Below are 15,535 nucleotides of genomic sequence, written 5' to 3'. Positions count from 1 at the left end.
GTCAGGCGTCGGGGGTCTTCGCCCTGCTGGGCTGCACGCGCGGCGGCTCTCCCGGCATCTTCGGGAACTCCGGAGGGAACGGCAGCTCGCCGAGACCGTCGGAGAGGTCGCGCTCCCACCACTGCAGAAGGGTGTCGATACGGCCCGGCGCCGCCTGCATCCGCTCCCACGGGTCGCCGACGTCGGACAGCCGCTGCGGAACCGTGCGCACGGTGAACGCCGCCGGGTCGACGCCCTCGGCGAGCTCGTCCCACGTGATCGGCGTGGCGACCGTCGCGGTCGGGAGCGCGCGCGGGCTGTACGCGCCGGCCATCGTGCGGTCGCGGTTGGCCTGATTGAAGTCGAGGAAGATACGCTCGCCGCGCTCTTCCTTCCACCAGTTCGTCGTCACCTTGTCCGGCATCCGGCGCTCCAGCTCGCGGCTCGCGGCGATCACGGCGTGCCGGACGTCGAGGAACTCGTGCGTCGGCTCGATGGGACAGAAGACATGGATGCCGCGGTTGCCGCTCGTCTTCAGCCACGCGTCCAACCCCGCTTCCCGGAGCACGTCGCGCAGCGCCGGGGCGACGGCCGCGGCATCCGCGAAGTCGGTTCCCGGCTGCGGGTCGAGGTCGATGCGCAGTTCGACGGGGTTGTCGGTGTCGGCGGCGAGGGAGGCCCAGGGATGGAAGACGACCGTGTTCATCTGGACCGCCCACACGATCGCCGCGGCCTCATCGAGGACGACCTGCGGATGCCGTCGCCCGCTGTTGTACGTGCACATCACCTGATGGACGAACTCCGGTGCGCCTTTCGGCGGGTTCTTGGAGAAGAACCGCTCCCCGTCGACGGAGTCGGGGAAGCGCTCCAGGGAGACCGGACGATGACCGTTGGCACGCAGGAACGGCTCCGCCACGGCGATCGTGTACTCCGCGAGTTCGTGCTTCGTGATACCCAGGTCGGGCCAGATGACCCGGTTGGGGCTCGACAGCGAGACCTCCCGGTCGCCGGCGGTCAGAGTGATGCGCTCAGAGGCCATGGCACGACCCTAGGCGCTGCGTCCGACGTCCGACAGCCCGGCCCTCAGTCGGCGAGCGCGAGCACCGGGGCGAGCTCGGTGCGGTCGAGTTCGATCCACGGACCGGCCGGATCGACGACGACACCTGTGATGCCGTCATCGGCGGCGAGCGCCTTCGCCAGTTGCTCACCGGTGATGGGGAGCGGGCGATCGCCGCGACCGAGGGCGATCACTTCCAGCGGGTGGGAGAAGACTTCGAGGCGACGGCGTCCGTCGGCGGAGCGTGCCTCGGCGAGCCCGATGCGGCCTTCGGGATCGGCGTTGCCGGCGACCCAGAGCTTGGCGCGAGTGAGGGCGTCGGCGACGTCGACGGCCGTGCGGGGGGTCCGTTCCGACACGAGCAGCGTCTTCACGGCGAAGGTCGGATCGGCCTCTTCCAGCGCCTTCGCGATGAGCTCCGAGGGCAGGATGAGGCGCGCGCCCGAGGTCGCGTGATCGAGGAAGAGACCCGCGTACGGGCCAGCGACGACGTTCTGGAACACCGTCGACGCCGGCTGCCCGACCGCCGAGGTGGCCGCGTCGCCGTCGGCGCGCACCGAGTCCTGGAGCGCCGCACCGCCGGTGAAGGCGAGGAGGAACCGCTTGTCGCCGATGGCGGTGACGGCGAGGGTGAGGTTCTGCCCTTCCGCGATCAGCGCTTTCGCGTCGCCCTGCACCCGGACATAGAGGTGACCCTGGAGCGCCTGCCGCATGACGTTCATGACGTCGGTGTTCTGCGCGGCCTCGGGAAGAGCGGCGAGCGCCTGCTTGACGATGGCGTTGTCGGGCAGTCCCGGCACCGTCTGCGTGCGGGCGGGTGCCTCCGCGGCGGGGCGGACGGCGGCCGGGGTCTCTGCGGCCTTTCCGTAGGTGGAGAAGGAGATGCCGACCTCCGGCACGATCTCCTCGATCTCCGCGGGCAGCACGAGATCGTCGGCCGCGGCCTCGGCATCCTGCTGCGGGGTCGTTTCGGGCTCGTCGGGCCGGTCGCGACGCGAGAAGAGTGCCATGCGGCCAGCCTATGCGAGAACGGGGCGCCGTCCCCGGCCGCGGAGCCGGATGGCCTCCCGGGCCGACGCCGGTGCTCTGGTGGGGTCAGCCGACCCGGGCGGTGGCCTTCGACGTCTTCGCGACGGTGCCGTAGCCCGACTTCGACCCCGTGACCTTCACGGTGATCTTCTTGCCCTTCTGCGACGAGGTGATCGTGTAGGTCGACTTCGTCGCCTTGCTGATCGCCGTCCCGTTGGCGTACCAGCGGTAGGTCAGTTTCGTGCCCGACGTCCAGGTGCCGGGCTTGGCCGTGAGCTTCTTGCCGACCTTCACCGTGCCGGAGATGGTGGGCACGGGCGCGGTCAGGATGCCGGTGGCCACCTTCGCGGTGGGTGCGGACGTCTTCGCGGTCGAGGCGTATCCGGTGCGCGAGGCCGTGACGCGCACCGTGAGGGTCTTGCCTCGCTGCGACGCTCCGGGCGTGAAGGTGCGCGAGGTCGCTCCGCTGATCGCGGCTCCGTTCGCCGACCACCGGTAGGTGTAGACCGTGCCGCTCGGCGCGGCCGGAGCGGTGAGCTTCACGCCCACGCGCGCGGTGCCCGTGATCTTGGGGGTCGACAGCGTGACGGACGTCAGGGCGAGGGTCGCGGTGAGCGAGGCGGGCGCGGTGCCCGGAACGACGGTGATCGTCGTCGCGGTCGCGGCGGTCGCGGCATCCTTCCACCACTCGGGCACGTACGTGCCGGGGTGGGCGGTGACGCCGAACGCGACGGTGTAGGTGCCGCGCGGCAGTCCGCGGACGGAGAACGCGCCGCTGGATGCCGTGGTCGTCGCGGCCGGTGCCGGCACGGTGTCGGGGTCGTCGCCGGTGGGCGGGTGCACCTGCACCGAGACGCCGCGGAGGGCGGCATCCCCGACTCCGAGGACCTTGCCGGAGAGGGTCTCTCCGACGATGGCGTCGACGTTCGGCGTCACCTCGCTCCTATCTACCACGACGGGGGTGCTCTCGTCGCACGACGGGCCCCCGAGCCATCGCGGCGCGTAGGCCGTGGTCGCCTCGTCGCCGAAGCGAAGCCGGTACGAGCCCGGAAGGAGTCCCTGTAGGCGGTAGGCGCCGTCGTTCGCCGTGCGCACCACGGCGAATTGCACGTCGGAGGTGCAATCCGCGTAGGCGTACACGGACAGGTCCCCGACGCCGCCGAAGGCGTCGGTGACCGTGCCGGTGATGGAAGAGGCGGCGTCGAGCACCGCGTTGACGTTCGTGGCGGCCGAGCCGTAGATCCCGACCCGAACGGCATCCGATCGCGTCGCCGCGCCGTCCCACCACTCGTCGGTGAGGTTCGCGTCGAACGGCGCATCGACGTAGAGCACATACTCGCCGTCGGGCAGGTCGGTCATCGCGTACGCGCCGTCCTCGTCGGTGCGCGTGAAGAGAGCCGTACTGTCCGCATCGGACGGGTAGAAGTAGACGGTCGCATCGGCGATTCCCTGATGGTCGCGGTTCGTGACACGACCGGAGACGACGCCCGTCTCGCCCAGTTCTGCGTCCACGCCGACCAGATGACTACCCTCCCACACGTCGAGATACATGCTCGATGCGGGAAGCGGGGTCTCGTACGACTCGTAGGAGAGGCGATAGTCCCCCGGCCACAGGCCGGTGAACTCGTAATGACCCTCGGAGTCGGTCGTCGTCTCGTCCACGAAAGACTCGCCCCACGGCGTGCGGACGAAAGCCGACACCACGACGTACTCCACGGTGGCGAGGGTGGTGCCGTCGATGACGCGACCCTCGATCTTCGCCCCGTCGTACAAGCTCGCATCGGCTGTGGCCGTCGCCCCCGCGGTCACCGTCACGGGCGTGGCATCCTCCGGCATCCGCGCGCCGTCGTACCACTCGGTCAGGATGCCGTCGATGACGTCGGCGTTGAACCGCACCTTGTACTGGCCCGCGGCGAGCCCGGAGATCGTGTATCGGCCGTCGTCGTTCGTCAGAACCGCCGGTTCTTCGCTGCCGCCGACACGGGTCGCTTCGACGGAGACGTCCGCTACCGGGTCGCCGCTCGTGTCGACCACGACACCCGTGATGACGCCGCTGTCGGCTGCCTGGGCAGCGGTGCCCGAGAGTCCCGCGAGGAGGATGCCGGTCACGGCCGCCGTCACCGTCGCGGCGCGCCAGCGCGATCGCATCGTCGTCATGATCTCCCCCAGATCGCGAAAATCACGGGCGGGCGAGTCGGGTGGATGCTGTGGATCCACCCGACTCTGCCCCGGGTTTCCCGTGTACCGCCGAAGCCCCGTTCGACGGTGGGTCTTGTGTTGTGGTGTGGTCTGTCGAGTCAGACCTTGGATGCCCGGTAACCGGCGGCTCGCGCCGCGGACTCCGTGGCGAAGGACTCCTCCGGATGTGTGGCTGCATAGTAGCGGCCACCGGGGACGTGGTAGATCCAGTCAGACGTGTGCCGAGTCGTCTGGTTGCCCTTGATCGGATAGGCCTTCGGGCACGACGTCTTCGACGCCGGGCGCGCTTTCCCCGACTTCACCACAGCGGTCGGCTTCGAGGTCTTGGACACGGTGGTGTGGCCCGCCTTCTTGCCCGTCACCTTCACCGTGATCCGCGTGCCGATCTGCGCGCTCTTCAGCGTGAGGGTGCTCTTCGTTGCACCGGAGATGGCTTTGCCGTCCGCGAACCACTTGTACGACAACGACGCCCCGCTGGTCCACCGCCCCGGCTTGGCAGTGAGCTTGACCGTCGCGATCGCACGGCCCGAGATGGTGGGCGTGGAGGAAGCAACGCGCTTTGCGGGGAGCACTCGGATGCTCAGGTCCGCGGCGGCTGACGCCGCCTGCGTCGCACCGAGAGACTCGGCGGCGACGGCAGGCGCGGCGAAGGCAATGGTCGACGCCAGCATCGCGCTCGCCATGGCGAGAGCGATCGAACGCGTGCGAAGTCGAGTGCGCATGAATCCCCAGGACACATCCCCGCCGGGGGTCAACGAGTCGACGTGTCTGCGCTGAGATTAGAGCATTCTCATGAAAGAAGGAAGAGGTGAGCCGCAATCCGAAACAGCGTCGGAGGCGGCGACCGCCTACAGCTTCGCGATCGGGGCGATCTTGATGAGGAGCTTCTTCGGACCCGCGGAGTCGAATCGCACGTGCGCGACGCGCTTGGCACCCTCGCCGGTGACCATGTCGACGCGCCCCTCGCCGAAGTCGTCGTGACGGATGCGGTCGCCGGGAGCGAGTTCCAGGTCGCCGTTGTCGCGCACCTTCGCCGGGATGCGGTTCGCGAACTTCGCGATGTCGCCCACCGGCTTGTCTCGCCGCGGCAGCGGCACGAGGTCGTCGCCGTAGCGGTTGCCGCCTCCGTATCCCTGCCCACCGCCGCGCCGCGCATTGAGCGCGCGGGACTGACTGCCGCCGCGGGAGTTGACGTCGCCGGGCGACTGTCGCCAGTCGATGAGCTCGTGGGGGATCTCCTGAAGGAAGCGGCTCGGCATCGCGACGGACACCTCGCCGAACTGCGCGCGCGTCATCGCGAGTGAGAGATGCAGCTTCTTCCGCGCTCGCGTGAGGGCGACGTAGAACAGGCGACGCTCCTCCTGAGGTCCGCCGGGCTCGCCGGCCGAGATGCGGTGCGGGATGAGGTCTTCCTCCACCCCGGTGACGAAGACCGCGTCGTACTCGAGGCCTTTCGCGGTGTGCATGGTCATGAGCGAGACGGTGCCCGACGCGTCGTCGAGGTCGTCGGCATCCGACACGAGTGCGACCTCCGTGAGGAAGTCGAGCACCGTGCCGTCGGGGTTGTTGCGGGCGAACTCGCGCGTGACGGCCACCAGCTCGTCGAGGTTCTCGACCCGCGCTTCGTCTTGCGGGTCTTTCGATATGCGGAGCGCGTCGAAGTAGCCGCTCTTGTTGAGCAGCAGCGACAGCCCCTCGGTGACAGACGTCGACGGGGCCACCTCGCCCGACGACGGCAGCATGATCTCGGTGGCCTCGGCCAGTACGGCGTCGAGTTGGGCGATGGACTTCTGGATCTTCGGACCCACTCCGAGCGCCGACGCGTTGGCCAGGGCGTCGCGGAACGTGATGCCCTCCTCCGCCGCATAGCGGGAGATCGACGTCTCGGTGACGTCGCCGATACCGCGCCGGGGCTTGTTCAGGATGCGACGCAGAGCCAGCTCGTCGGCGGGGTTGGCCACCGCCACGAGGTACGCCAAGGCATCCTTGATCTCGGCACGGTCGTAGAACTTCGTGCCGCCCATGATCTTGTACGGCACCGCCGAGCGGATGAGGATCTCCTCGAGCGCGCGGGACTGCGAGTTGGTGCGGTAGAAGACCGCCATCTGGCCGTACGGCAACCCGGCGCGATGCAGCGCCTCGACCTCGTCGGCGACGAACTGCGCCTCGTCGTGCTGCGAGTAGCCCGTGAAGCCGATGATGGGATCGCCCGCCCCGACGTCGGTCCACAGCTTCTTGTCTTTGCGGTCGAAGTTGTTGCTGATCACCGCGTTGGCGGCAGAGAGGATGTTCTGCGTCGAACGATAGTTCTGCTCCAGCAGCACGACTCGCGCCCCCGGGAAGTCGCGCTCGAACTCCGAGATGTTGCGGATGTCGGCGCCGCGGAACGCGTAGATCGACTGGTCGGAATCGCCGACGACGGTGAGTGAGGCTCCCTCGAGTTCGGGCGCATCGACCGGATCGAAGATCATCATGCCGCCCGACGAGAACGCGTCGGGGGTCGCGCCGACGACGGGCCGCGTGAGCTCGTGGATGAGCGAGTACTGGGCGTGGTTGGTGTCCTGGTACTCGTCGACGAGGATGTGTCGGAAACGTCGCCGGTAGACGTCGGCGACGTGCGGGAACGCGCGGAACAGGTAGACCGTCTGGGCGATGAGATCGTCGAAGTCGAACGCGTTGGCCTTCTGCAAGGCGCGCTGATAGTCACCGAAGATGGCGGCGAACAGGCGTTCGGCCGGGTCGCTGAGATTCGCCTGGCGCGCGAACGACTCGGCGTCGGACAGTTCGTTCTTCAGTTTCGAGATGCGCCCCTGAACGGACGCGGGGGTGAGCCCGAACGCATCGGCCTCGTGCTCCTTCACGAGCCGCTTGATGAGCGCTCGGGAGTCGGCGGAGTCGTAGATCGTGAAGCTCTTCGTGAACCCGAACTGGTCGGCCTCACGGCGGAGGATGCGCACGCACGCGGAGTGGAACGTCGAGATCCACATGCCCTGCGCGGCCTGACCGACCAGGTGCTGCACCCGCTCGCGCATCTCGCCGGCGGCCTTGTTGGTGAAGGTGATCGCGAGGATCTGACTCGGCCACGCTTCACGGTTGCGCAACAGCGACGCGATGCGGTGCGTCAGCACGCGCGTCTTGCCCGACCCGGCGCCCGCGACGATGAGGAGAGCGGGCCCGCGGTAGGTCACCGCCTCGAGCTGCGGCGGGTTCAGCCCCTCGAGGAGATCCTGGTCGGCGCGCACGTGGTCGCCTGCCCCGGGGTCTCCACTCGCGCGGCGCGGGCCGCCTCCGACGATGACGGGCTTGATCGGGTCGCTCATGACCCGTCAAGTCTAGGCTCGCGCCCCGACACCCGACCGGTCGCCCGCAGCCCACACGCTTCCGGATGCCGAGGCCTCGCGCGAAAGTGGCGCATGCTGCGGCCACTTACGTGGCGAGGTGGCCGATTGCGTCACCTTCGCGACGCGGTGACCCGAGGCCTCGCGCGAAAGTGGCGCATGCTGCGGCCACTTACGCGGCGAGGTGGCCGATTGCGTCACCTTCGCGAGACACCACGTGCCGCCGAGCGGGGGTATCCGGCACCACCACCGGCACCGCGAAGGCGACCGCCAGGGCCAGGGGCCAGGCGACGCCCCCGGCGGCCCACACACTTCCGGATGCCACGACCGCCCCGCCCGCGAGGAGCGGCACGACGAGCAGCTCCGCGCGGAAGAGGTCGATCCGCTGGCGCACGCCGAGCGACCCCGCACGCTTGGGCGTGACCCGGAACACCGCACGCCGGCCGAGCAGGCCGCCCACCACCGCCGCGACGACGACGAACATCGTGGAGGCGTACAAGGCGCCCGCCGCGATCGCGAACGTGACGCCGGCGGCGAGCCGGCGCGACCGTGCACGGCGCACCGCCTCGGGCAGGAGGGGCATGAGCCCGCTCAGCGCCGAGAGCACGAGTGCCCACAGCGGGGGGACAGTCCCGCCCGCGGCGAGTGCCGCCCCCGACACGATCGAGGTCGCGCCGGCGAGTGCCGCGCCGGGGACCAGGGCGGTCTCCCCCACCACGTCGATCGCCTCGCGGACGGGGAGCCCACGCACGGCGGGCCGCCGCAGGAACTCCACGGCACCCTCTGCCGTCTTGCGCAGTTGCGTGCGGAACGCGCGGTAGTCGACCGGGAAATCCTCCGTGAAGGCGATGTCCGCGTACACCAGGCGCCACCCGCGGCGACGCAGCGCGACGGTCAGCGCGAGGTCTTCCGCCACCACCTCCGGCACGCCTCCGACGTCGTCGAGAGCGGCGGCGCGCAGCAGCGCACCCCGCCCGAGGAACGCCGTCACTCCGTGTCCGGCGCGGCCGCGACGCGTGACGGCCAGGTGCGTGGCGAGCAGCGGACCGAAGTACCGTGCGAACGCGGTCCGGCCAGGGGCGGCGACCGGGGCGGCCTGAGCGACAGCGACCGTCGGATCGGCGAGCTCCGCCGCGCACACACGGACGAACCCGGGCGGGAGCACGACGTCGCTGTCGCACACGACGTATGCGTCGTAGCTCCCCCGCAGCACCCGCAGCCCGTGATTGAGATTGCCGGCCTTGAACCCGGTGCGGTCCGAGCGGCGCACGACGCGGCATCCCGACTCCCGCGCGAACCGGTCGATGTCGGAGCGCGATCGCGGGTCGCGAGAGTCGTCGAGGATCACGGTGTCGACGTCGACGTCCTGCCGCATGCTCACCGCCACCGCCGCCGCGTCGAAGTCGTCGGCGACGCAGAAGAGCAGGGCGACGCGCAGGGGCGCGGGGTCGTGATGCGGAGCGTCCGAGGGGCGGGGCTGCTGCACCGACCGCACCCACAGCGCGGCGGCGCGCGCCCCCGTGGCCCACAGGATCGACGTCGCCACGGCGAACGCGATCGCCGCGATGGTGCCCAAAGACCACGCCCACACCGTCAGCGGGGCGACCACGGCGAGCCAGCACGCGAGCGGAAGGAATGCGGACAGGGCGACCCTCGGTGAACTCATGTCAGGAGTCTGTCGAGCCCCGTGCGGCCGCGGCATCCGGGGTGCCCCTGGTCCATGCCCTGGCCGGTCCCTGGTCCGCTCACCGGGGTGTCCCCGGGTGTCGCGCGGTCAGAGCAGGCGGCGCTCCGAGGCCCACACGGTGAGCTCGTGGCGCGACGACAGCTGAAGCTTGCGCAGCACCGACGACACGTGCGTCTCGACCGTCTTGATCGAGATGAACAGCTCCGCGGCGACCTCCTTGTAGGCGTAGCCGCGTGCGATGAGCCGCATCACCTCCTGCTCCCGCGAGGAGAGCCGGTCGAGTTCGTCGTCGACCACGGCCGTCTCGCCCGCGACGGCACCGAACGCGTCGAGCACGAAGCCCGCCAACCGGGGCGAGAACACGGCGTCGCCCCCGGCGACCGCGTGCACGGCGCGACTGACCTCCCCGCCCGACGAGCCCTTCGTGATGTAGCCGCGGGCACCGGCGCGGATGACCCGCACGACATCCTCCGCGGCATCCGAGACGCTGAGCGCGAGGAAGCGGGATGCCGTCGGCGCGGAGCCCCGGATCACCGCCTCGCCGCCCGAGGCCTCTGCGACACCGGACGCGCCCGGGAGGTGCACGTCGAGCAGCACGACGTCGGGGACGGTCGCGGCGATCACCTCGATAGCCGTGGCGACATCGGCGGCCTCGCCCACGACATCGACCGACGGGTCGAGGTCTGCCCGCAGCCCCGACTGGAAGATCGAGTGGTCGTCCACGATCACGACGCGCAGCGGCTCACCCATGACGCCCCTGCCCGCTGGAGACCCGTCCGGGACCGGGCGCGTACCGCAGGTGCACCTCGGTGCCCGTGCCGCCGCCGCCGGGCCGGATCGTCGCCGACCCGCCGATGCGCCGCATCCGTCCGATGATCGACTCGCGCACGCCCAGCCGGTCGGCCGGCACGGCGTCGGGGTCGAACCCGGGTCCGCGGTCACGCACGTACACGTCGACGGATGCCGCAGTGCCCTCCAGGTAGACGGAGATCTCGCCGCCGGCGTGCCGCGCCGCGTTCAGGATCGCCTCCCGCGCCGCCGCCGCGACCTCGCCGCTCGCCCGCTCGTCGGAGGCTCCCGCCGAGACGACGTCGATGCGCACCGGGAAGTCGAGTTCCAGCGCGCCCGCGTAGTCGCGCAGATCGGTGGGCAGGTCGCTGTCGGCGGGGGCGTCACCGTCGTAGAGCCAGGCGCGCAACTCCCGCTCCTGCGCGCGGGCGAGTCGAGCGGCTTCGCTGGAGGCGCCGGCCCGGTTCTGGATGAGCGCGAGGGTTTGCAGCACGGAGTCATGCAGGTGCGCCGCCATCTCGGCGCGCTGCTCCTCGCGGATGCGCTTGACGCGTTCGCCGCTGAGATCGCGCCAGCGCTCGATGAGCGTCGTCGACGACACCGCCACGAGCGCCACCAGCGGGATCGCCGTCCGCACCAGCTGCGTGACCCCACCGCCGCTCGCAAGGCGCGACGACTCCAGCACCAGCAGCACGGCGAGGAGCGACATCACCGCCGCGCGGACGAGCAGAGCATGGCGGATGCCGCGCGCCGGGTCGGCGCGATCCACCAGCGCCGCCCACATCCCCGCGGTCATTGCGAAGGCTACGGTCGTGACGAGGAGAAGCATCGCCGCGACGGCGTCGGGGGCGCTGTACCCTCCCCAGATGTTCCACGCCCACGGGTCTAGGTACAGGGGCACGAAGGTGAGCACGAGCGCCGTCGACGCGACGGTCAGCAGCCAGGCGACGGGCGCGCGCCGCGTCGGCGAGGCCTCGCCGCCGGCCCACGGCATGAACGCCCAGCACCACAGGTACAGCAGGACCCCCGCGCCGAGCATGCCGGCGGTCACGACGAAGAAGGCGCGCACCGCCCACAGCGGCGCCCCGAGGTGGACCGACAGTCCCTCCGCGACCCCGGCCACGAGACATTCGCGAGGCCGCACGAGTGGCGGCCTCGGCGGCGCGGCTACCACCGGACGCGCGGGCCGCGGCGGGCGCGCGGGCCGCGGCGGCCGGGCCGGGCGCATCGGCGGCGACCCGGGTTCGGGCCGGGCGCCGACGGGGGCGGAGGAGGACATGCCGCCATCCAATCACCCGCACCCGCGCCCGCGGTACGCCCGGCGTGCACAATCAGGGGGCGCTCAGGGGTTCACCCCATGGCAGGCCACCACCCGCGCCGGGGAGGATCGAGACATGACCACCGCGCCCCCGATCGATCCCGGCCCGCCGCCGGCCGCACCGACGACGACCTACCGCTCGGACGGGTTCTTCTCCTGGACCGCCGGTCTCGGCCTCGTGCGCGGTGAGGGCTGGATCGGCGGCGTGGCCGCGGGTGTCGCAGCGCGTCTGCGCATCGATCCGCTGATCGTCCGCGGCATCCTCCTCGTCATCGGCCTGTTCGGCTTCCCCGTCCTCTTCCTCTACGGCGTCACCTGGGCGCTCCTGCCCGATCTCGACGGGCGCATTCCACTGCAGGAGGCCGTCCGCGGCAGGTTCGCCGCGTCGCAGATCGGGGCGGGCCTGTTCGTCCTCGCCGGGTTCGTCCCGTTCCCGGTGCTCATGTGGGGCGGCTCGTTCGGCCTCGTCTCCGTCGCCTGGGTCTTCGCGCTCGGCTTCGTCCTCTTCGTCGGCATCCTCCTCGCCGGCGGCCTCATCCTTCTCATCGTGCGCGCCGCGCGCCGCACCCCGGGCGAGTCCGAACTGCGAACGGCTTCCGCAGCATCGGACGCGCCCGGTCCGTCTGCCGACGAGTCCGGCCGGGAACCGGACGACGTCGCGGACCCGCGGGGGGTGGATGCCCTCGCCGCCGGCGACGCGGCATCCCTCCCCGCACCTCTCGACGACGGTGACGTCGCTCCCGAGGGGGCGCCACCCGCAGACCTCGCCGCCTGGAAGGAACAGCACGCCGCCTGGAAGGAGCAGGACCAGCAGTGGCGTCAGCAGCAGCAAGATGCCGTCCGCGCCGCACGCGAGGAGGCACGTCGCGAGCGTCAGGCCCGAGCGACGGCGTTCGCGGCCGAGGCTGCGGAGCGACGCCGCCTCCGCCGGGCGAGCCACCCCCGCACCCCGGCCGCGGCCGTGGTCGTCGCGCTGGGACTGGCGGTGGTCGTGGGAACAGTGGCCGCGCTGACCGAGGGCGGCCCGCTCGCGCCCGCACACGGACTGTTCGTGGCGGCTCTGGTGCTGGCCGCGGGGATGGTCATCGCGGGGGCGCTGCGGCGACGCAGCGGCTTCCTCGCGTTCGTCACGCTGCTGACCCTCGTCGGCGGGGCAGCCGCGACCGCCGTGCCGGCCGCGCAGGCGCTGCACCTCGGGAACTACGGCATCTCCAACACGAGCGATCAGCGCTATCCCGCCTCCGCCCCGTTCACGCAACCGTGGGGCGATCTCACTGTCGGCCTCGGCGCGACGGGGGAGGACGGAGCGACCTACATCGACAAGCGTTCGGGCGGGACGTTCATCACGCTCGAGCCCGGGGTCGAGGTGACCCTGGAGGCGACGACGAGCAACGCCGCCCTCTACTACGGCGGATCGGACAACACGTCCGAAGACCTCACTCGCGCGGCCGGCACGACCATGGAGACCCTCGCCGACGGCCGCGTCCGATACCGCGCGGTCGTGGCGGCGGGCACCGAGCCGGTCACCACGCGCGAGACCATCGTCATCGACCAGGACTCGGGCTACATCGAGCTGTACATGATCGACACCCCCATCGGAGAAGACCAATGAGCGACGACACCCTCCCCCTCGCGTCGGAACCGCCGGTCGAGACCGGCGACCCGCAGCCGCCGCGTCCTCGCACCCGCTGGGCGGGCATCGTCTGGGGGCTCGCCTTCGGAGCGATCGCCGCGGGCGGCATCTGGCTGAGCTCCGGACTCGAGCGGCTCGACGGGCTGTCCGCCTGGCTCCTCGACCTCGGCACGGGCGCCGCCATCGGCTACGGCCTCCTCACGGTCGGGGGCCTGCTCCTCGTGGGCGGCATCGCCGGACTGCTGCGTCGTGCGCAGCTCGCGGCATCCCGGAGATAATCGACGAGTGCGCACACTGCTCAACATCATCTGGGTGATCTTCGCCGGGCTCTGGCTTTTCGTCGGCTACGTCCTGGCCGGGGTGCTCCTGTGCATCCCGATCATCACGATCCCCTGGGCGATCGCGTCGTTCCGCACCGCGCGCTACGCGATCTGGCCCTTCGGCCGCACGATCGTGAGCAAGCCCACCGCGGGCGTCGGATCGTTCCTCGGCAACGTCATCTGGGTCATCCTCGCCGGATGGTGGCTCGCGATCGCCCACCTCGTCAGCGGCATCGCGCTCTGCCTCACGATCGTCGGCATCCCCCTGGGGATCGCCGACTTCAAGATGATCCCCATCTCCCTCATGCCCCTCGGTAAGGACATCGTCTCCACGCGCGACGGCTCCCTCGTCTGATCGCGGGCACCTTCGCGGATGCCGCACAATGTGACGTATGCCGATTCCCCCCATCACGGCCGTCGACGTCGACGGCATCCCCGCCTACTGGGCCGACATCCGCACGAACTACACCGGCACGCTCACGTTCGGAGTCGGGCTCCGCGATGAGACCGCCCGCACCGCCGGGCTCGCCCACCTGATCGAGCATCTCGTCATGGCCCGGGTCGGCCGGGTGAACGTGACCCACAACGCCACGACCGCCGACGAGTCGATCTCGTTCTACGCCCAGGGCTCTCCCGCCGCCGTCGGCGACTTCCTCGCGCGGGTAGGCCAGGCGATCTCCAGCCTGCACGAGACGACCCCCGAGACGGTCGCCGAGCAGCGCCGCATCATCAGCAACGAACTCGGCGACCAGGACGAACGCCCCGGCCGCGGGCACCTGATCGATCGCTTCGGCAACCGATCGGTCGGCCTGCTCGACCTCGGCAGCCCCGCGCACCGGTCGCACACGCGGGAAGACGTGCTGCGCTTCGCCGACGAATGGCTGCACGTCGGCAATGCGGCACTGAGCTTCACCGGTCCCCCGCCGGAGGGACTCTCGATCACGCTCCCGCCCGCGCGCGCCCTCCCCTCCCGCCCCGAGGCGGAGATCATCCGCCACGGCCAGTGGGTCGTCAACGGCGACACCCCCCTCGTGCTGTCGATCGTCGTGCCCGCCGACGACCTGGCCGTCGCCGGCATCGCCTCCGCGCTCGTCGCCGACACCCTCCTCGACGTGCTGCGGACGGAACGCCACCTCATCTACTCGGTGGGAGCCATGCAGGTGCCGCTCACGCGCGACTCCGGACTGACCGGTTTCGTGCTCGACCCGCGCCCCGAGCACGTGGTCGAGACCGCCGCGGCCGCCCTCGACGTGCTCCGCCGCCTCGCCGCAGAGGGGCCGACGGCCGAAGCGCTCGCCGAGCAGATCGAGAAGTGGCAGCAGAGCGACGATGACGCGGTCGTCCAGGCCGATGTCGTCGACGGCCGCGCGATCGCCGTCGTCCGCGGTCGCCGCACTCGAGACGACGAGACTCCGCCGGCGACACCCGATCACGTCACGGCCGAGGCCGTGCGCGCCCTCCTCGCCGGTGCCCTCCAGACCGTGTTCGTGACCATGGGAGAGGAGTTGGAGGCAGAGAGCGAAGAGAAGATCACCGAAGCGCTCGGCCTCCCGGCGGCCGAAGACCCCGACCCGCTCTTCCCCTCCCTGACCAAGTGGCAGCTGATGGCGCACTACACGCAGGACTCCACGGAGATCTTCGGCGGCAAGCTGTTCTCCGGGGCGCGCGGTGCCGACCTCGTCATCGACACGGAACGGGTCAGCCTCGTCGACGACGGGGTGTCCGAGGTGCGCTACGACGACATCGTGCTCGCGACCTACTCCGAAAAGCTCCGCCTGTGGACGCTCATCGCCGCGCAGGGACACCTCATGTTCGTCGACCTCGACCAGTGGCGTCGCGGATCGAACCTGCACGCGCTGCTCGGCCAGCGGATCCCCGGGTGGGCGCAGTGCGAGGTCGACGCGGCGTGAGATCCGCGTGACGGGACGTCGTCTCGACGGGATGCCGGTCGCGACCGCGCCCGTCACACGAGGACTCATGCCGGAATCACAGGTCACATTGCTGGCGCGCGTCGGAGGCCCGGGTTAGCGTGAGGGCAGTTCCACGATCGTCGGCTCGCCGGCATCCGTGGATCATCGCGGCGATCCGGGCGGCCCCGGGCATCGGTTCATACCCGATCGCGTTGCGGGTTCGACTCCCGCCGTCGCGTCCATGAGGCCGCAATCGTTCCTCTGTCGACCGATCAG

12 protein-coding genes and 1 tRNA gene are annotated in these 15,535 nt (G+C 70.7%); 5 read left to right on the top strand and 8 right to left on the bottom strand.

Annotation, left to right across the window (positions count from 1 at the left end):
* Position 1 precedes the first annotated feature (1 nt).
* The 8 genes from ligD to P0Y48_00100 form a co-directional block, all read right to left on the bottom strand.
* Positions 2-1,018, bottom strand: a complete 1,017-nt coding sequence (ligD, locus tag P0Y48_00135) for a non-homologous end-joining DNA ligase (GenBank protein ID WEK13654.1) — start codon at positions 1,016-1,018, stop codon at positions 2-4.
* Between the two features lie 44 nt (positions 1,019-1,062).
* A complete protein-coding gene (locus tag P0Y48_00130) occupies positions 1,063-2,046 on the bottom strand; it encodes an SseB family protein (protein ID WEK13653.1) in 984 nt (327 codons plus the stop codon).
* Positions 2,047-2,131: 85 nt separating this feature from the next.
* Complete coding sequence (locus P0Y48_00125) at positions 2,132-4,222, bottom strand: carboxypeptidase regulatory-like domain-containing protein (protein WEK13652.1); 2,091 nt, start codon at positions 4,220-4,222, stop codon at positions 2,132-2,134.
* Positions 4,223-4,362: 140 nt separating this feature from the next.
* Positions 4,363-4,986, bottom strand: coding sequence for a hypothetical protein (locus P0Y48_00120; GenBank protein WEK13651.1), 624 nt, complete (start codon positions 4,984-4,986; stop codon positions 4,363-4,365).
* Between the two features lie 126 nt (positions 4,987-5,112).
* Positions 5,113-7,584 carry a 3'-5' exonuclease gene (locus P0Y48_00115; protein ID WEK13650.1) on the bottom strand — a complete coding sequence of 824 codons (2,472 nt, stop codon included), beginning with the start codon at positions 7,582-7,584 and terminating at the stop codon, positions 5,113-5,115.
* A 190-nt stretch (positions 7,585-7,774) separates the two neighbouring features.
* The gene (locus P0Y48_00110; GenBank protein WEK13649.1) at positions 7,775-9,268 is read right to left on the bottom strand and encodes a glycosyltransferase; all 1,494 of its coding nucleotides are present in this window, start codon (positions 9,266-9,268) and stop codon (positions 7,775-7,777) included.
* A gap of 108 nt (positions 9,269-9,376) precedes the next feature.
* Entirely contained in the window at positions 9,377-10,039 is a 663-nt protein-coding gene (locus P0Y48_00105; protein ID WEK13648.1) for a response regulator transcription factor, read from the bottom strand.
* Entirely contained in the window at positions 10,032-11,201 is a 1,170-nt protein-coding gene (locus tag P0Y48_00100; GenBank protein ID WEK13647.1) for an ATP-binding protein, read from the bottom strand. Before P0Y48_00100 ends, P0Y48_00105 begins: the two co-directional genes overlap by 8 nt.
* 271 nt (positions 11,202-11,472) lie before the next feature.
* Here P0Y48_00100 and P0Y48_00095 point away from each other — a divergent pair, with 271 nt between their 5' ends.
* The 5 genes from P0Y48_00095 (at position 11,473) to P0Y48_00075 (ending at position 15,501) form a co-directional block, all read left to right on the top strand.
* Positions 11,473-13,008 carry a PspC domain-containing protein gene (locus tag P0Y48_00095; protein ID WEK13646.1) on the top strand — a complete coding sequence of 512 codons (1,536 nt, stop codon included), beginning with the start codon at positions 11,473-11,475 and terminating at the stop codon, positions 13,006-13,008.
* Positions 13,005-13,307, top strand: coding sequence for a hypothetical protein (locus P0Y48_00090; protein WEK13645.1), 303 nt, complete (start codon positions 13,005-13,007; stop codon positions 13,305-13,307). The genes P0Y48_00095 and P0Y48_00090 overlap by 4 nt, the downstream gene beginning before the upstream one ends.
* Before the next feature lie 7 nt (positions 13,308-13,314).
* A complete protein-coding gene (locus tag P0Y48_00085) occupies positions 13,315-13,704 on the top strand; it encodes a YccF domain-containing protein (GenBank protein WEK13644.1) in 390 nt (129 codons plus the stop codon).
* Positions 13,705-13,741: 37 nt separating this feature from the next.
* Positions 13,742-15,259, top strand: a complete 1,518-nt coding sequence (locus tag P0Y48_00080; protein ID WEK13643.1) for an insulinase family protein — start codon at positions 13,742-13,744, stop codon at positions 15,257-15,259.
* A 166-nt stretch (positions 15,260-15,425) separates the two neighbouring features.
* Positions 15,426-15,501, top strand: a tRNA-Met gene (locus tag P0Y48_00075).
* Positions 15,502-15,535 lie beyond the last annotated feature (34 nt).

Source organism: Candidatus Microbacterium phytovorans (assembly GCA_029202445.1).
Lineage (GTDB): Bacteria > Actinomycetota > Actinomycetes > Actinomycetales > Microbacteriaceae > Microbacterium > Microbacterium phytovorans.
The sequence above is the reverse complement of the archived record's forward strand: the minus strand, read 5'-3'. Positions and strand labels throughout refer to the sequence as shown.

Bases quoted from the DNA above. Each gene is read 5' to 3' on its own strand.
- ligD (WEK13654.1), bottom strand. From the start codon at position 1,018: ATGGCCTCTGAGCGCATCACTCTGACCGCCGGCGACCGGGAGGTCTCG.
- P0Y48_00120 (WEK13651.1), bottom strand. From the start codon at position 4,986: ATGCGCACTCGACTTCGCACGCGTTCGATCGCTCTCGCCATGGCGAGC.
- P0Y48_00115 (WEK13650.1), bottom strand. From the start codon at position 7,584: ATGAGCGACCCGATCAAGCCCGTCATCGTCGGAGGCGGCCCGCGCCGC.
- P0Y48_00105 (WEK13648.1), bottom strand. From the start codon at position 10,039: ATGGGTGAGCCGCTGCGCGTCGTGATCGTGGACGACCACTCGATCTTC.
- P0Y48_00110 (WEK13649.1), bottom strand. From the start codon at position 9,268: ATGAGTTCACCGAGGGTCGCCCTGTCCGCATTCCTTCCGCTCGCGTGC.
- P0Y48_00090 (WEK13645.1), top strand. From the start codon at position 13,005: ATGAGCGACGACACCCTCCCCCTCGCGTCGGAACCGCCGGTCGAGACC.
- P0Y48_00095 (WEK13646.1), top strand. From the start codon at position 11,473: ATGACCACCGCGCCCCCGATCGATCCCGGCCCGCCGCCGGCCGCACCG.
- P0Y48_00125 (WEK13652.1), bottom strand. From the start codon at position 4,222: ATGACGACGATGCGATCGCGCTGGCGCGCCGCGACGGTGACGGCGGCC.
- P0Y48_00080 (WEK13643.1), top strand. From the start codon at position 13,742: ATGCCGATTCCCCCCATCACGGCCGTCGACGTCGACGGCATCCCCGCC.
- P0Y48_00130 (WEK13653.1), bottom strand. From the start codon at position 2,046: ATGGCACTCTTCTCGCGTCGCGACCGGCCCGACGAGCCCGAAACGACC.